1 protein-coding gene is annotated in these 1,641 nt (G+C 65.5%); it reads left to right on the forward strand.

What is annotated here, in order from left to right; genetic code table 11:
• Window positions 1-318 precede the first annotated feature (318 nt).
• The gene (locus ACZ5GT_RS40735) at window positions 319-1,539 is read left to right on the forward strand and encodes an IS110 family RNA-guided transposase (protein WP_357777375.1); all 1,221 of its coding nucleotides are present in this window, start codon (window positions 319-321) and stop codon (window positions 1,537-1,539) included.
• The last annotated feature ends 102 nt before the right edge of the window (window positions 1,540-1,641 follow it).

Here is a 1,641-nt window from a genome sequence, read left to right on the forward strand (position 1 = left end):
ACCAGGCGGTCGCGCACAGCGGTCAAGTCGTCGCTCCGGCCGCGCAGCTCCTCGGGCCCCAGTTCGGACAGATACTTGTCGCCGCCGCTCATGTCTGCATCCCTAAGTTTGTAGGTGTCTGGGGTTGGTGCCCTGGATGCCCAGGGCGGTGGGGTGTAGCTGATGTCTGTTTGCAGTTGTTGTGGCTCCGGAGGAATGGCTGCCCCACCGTGCTGGACACTCCGGCCTCTGATTGAGATCTGATGCGAGTCGTCGCTGGTTAGGGACCTGATGGCGGGGTTGTCCACGGGCTTGGCTTGCCTGAACGGAAGTGTGAGAGTGGCTCAACGCCAACAAGTCTGGATCGGTATCGACGTCGGCAAAGTCGGCCACCATGTGTGCGTGGTCGACGAGAACGGAAAAGTGTGCTGGTCGGGCAAACTGGCCAACGATCAGCGGGCGATCGAGGCGGTGATCGACCGGGCCCGCAAGACCGGGATCGAGGTGCGGTGGGCGATCGATCTGATCAGTCCACTGGCCGCACTGTTGATCACCGTGCTGCTGGCCGCCGGCGAGTCGGTGGTCTATGTGCCCGGGCGCATGGTGGCCACCATGACCGGAGTGTTCCGCGGTGAGGGCAAAACCGACGCCAAGGACGCCCGCGTCATCGCCGACACCGCCCGCATGCGCACCGACCTGCAACCGGTGACCGCGCCCGACGACCTGATCGCCGAGCTCACCCAGCTGTCGAGCTACCGCACCGACCTCATGGGCGACTGGGTGCGCGGGGTCAACCAGCTGCGCGCCATGCTCGCCTCGATCTTCCCCGCCCTCGAGGCCGCGTTCGACTACTCGACGCGCTCGCCACTGATACTGGTCGCCGGCATGTGCACCCCGGCCGAGATCCGAGCCGCCGGAACAAGCGGGGTCAGCACATATCTCACCGAGAACGGGGCCTGGCGCAAAGGCATCGACGCCATGGCTGCAACAGCAGTGGCCGCGGCCGCAACCCAGGACATCACCGTGCCGGGCGAAGCCACCACAGCCATGCTGATCAAACGACTGGCAACCAAACTGCTCGACCTCGACCGCGAGATCAAAGACCTCGACAAACAGATCACCACCCGGTTCCGCGAACACCCCCAGGCGGCGATCATCGAATCGCTGCCAGGCATGGGACCCCACCTGGGCACCGAGTTCCTTGTCAATACCGGCGGCGACGCTCTGGCCGAGTTCACCACCCCGGGCCGGTTGGCTTCCTACGCCGGGCTCGTACCGGTGCCCCGCGATTCCGGCCGGATCAGCGGCAACCTGCACCGACCCAAACGCTACAACCGCAGGCTGCGGCGCGTGTTCTTCATGGCCGCCCTGTCCTCCCTCAAAACAGAGGGGCCATCGCGGACGTTCTACCAGCGCAAACGCACCCAGCGACTCGTTCACACCCAAGCCCTTCTAGCGTTGGCCCGGCGCCTGGTCGACGTCCTGTGGGCCCTGCTGCGCGACAACCGGCCCTTCGACACCGAGCCCCCGAGCGTCAACGGAGTTCCGGTCCCGGCTTGACATCGTCATTGAGATTCCTCCCGGCTCCGGGTCGTCATGGGTTCGGTCCTCGCCGCCGGTATAACCACTTTCTCGCTGCGTTATCTCCCCGGGCCCTCCGCA

This window comes from Streptomyces sp. NPDC031340, assembly GCF_055569945.1.